Annotated in this window: 1 rRNA gene; it reads left to right on the top strand. The window is 50.9% G+C overall.

The features are described from left to right. Window positions 1-1,315: ribosomal RNA gene (locus T344_RS0119425) — 23S ribosomal RNA — on the top strand; the annotation flags it as partial. Between the last annotated feature and the right edge of the window lie 2 nt (window positions 1,316-1,317).

Below are 1,317 nucleotides of genomic sequence, written 5' to 3'. Positions count from 1 at the left end.
GATTCCACACTGACGAGAAAAGCCACTATCCAGATTAAAGGTACCAGTACCGCAAACCGACACAGGTAGGTGAGGAGAGAATCCTAAGACGAGCGGGAGAAGCGTTGTTAAGGAACTCGGCAAATTGACCCCGTAAGTTAGCGATAAGGGGTGCCTCTAGAGATAGAGGCCGCAGAGAATAGGCCCAAGCAACTGTTTATCAAAAACACAGGTCTCTGCTAAATCGAAAGATGAAGTATAGGGGCTGACGCCTGCCCGGTGCTGGAAGGTTACGGGAATTGCTTAGCGCAAGCGAAGGCATGAACTTAAGCCCCAGTAAACGGCGGCCGTAACTATAACGGTCCTAAGGTAGCGAAATTCCTTGTCAGGTAAGTTCTGACCCGCACGAATGGCGTAATGACTTGGGCACTGTCTCAACAACGTACCCGGCGAAATTGTAGTACTTGTGAAGATGCAAGTTACCCGCGACTAGACGGAAAGACCCCATGGAGCTTCACTGTAGCTTGATATTGGGTTTCGGTATTTTTTGTACAGGATAGGTGGGAGACTGAGAATTAGTGGCGCCAGCCATTAAGGAGTCGACGTTGGGATACCACTCTAAAAGTACTGGAACTCTAACCTGGAGCCATAAACTGGTTCAGGGACACTGTCAGGTGGGCAGTTTGACTGGGGCGGTCGCCTCCCAAAGAGTAACGGAGGCGTCCAAAGGTTACCTCAGCGCGGTTGGAAATCGCGCATTGAGTGCAAAGGCATAAGGTAGCCTAACTGCGAGAGAGACACCTCGAGCAGGTACGAAAGTAGGGCTTAGTGATCCGGTGGTATGAAAGTGGAATTGCCATCGCTCAACGGATAAAAGCTACCCTGGGGATAACAGGCTTATCTCCCCCAAGAGTCCACATCGACGGGGAGGTTTGGCACCTCGATGTCGGCTCATCGCATCCTGGAGCTGTAGCAGGTTCCAAGGGTTTGGCTGTTCGCCAATTAAAGCGGTACGCGAGCTGGGTTCAGAACGTCGTGAGACAGTTCGGTCCCTATCTGTCGCGGGCGCAGGATATTTGAGAGGATCTGTCCTTAGTACGAGAGGACCGGGATGGACGAACCTCTAGTGCACCAGTTGTCATACCAATGGCACAGCTGGGTAGCCAAGTTCGGCAGGGATAAACGCTGAAGGCATCTAAGCGTGAAACCCACCTCAAGATGAGATATCCCACCGTAAGGGTAAGACCCCATGTAGACTACATGGTTGATAGGTCAAGAGTGTAAGTGCAGTAATGTATTAAGCTGATTGATACTAATAGGTCGAGGGTTTGACCCAAA

Origin of the sequence: Ruminiclostridium cellobioparum DSM 1351 = ATCC 15832, from assembly GCF_000621505.1 — a bacterium.
Taxonomy (GTDB): Bacteria; Bacillota; Clostridia; order Acetivibrionales; family DSM-1351; genus Ruminiclostridium; species Ruminiclostridium cellobioparum.
The sequence above is the reverse complement of the archived record's forward strand: the minus strand, read 5'-3'. Positions and strand labels throughout refer to the sequence as shown.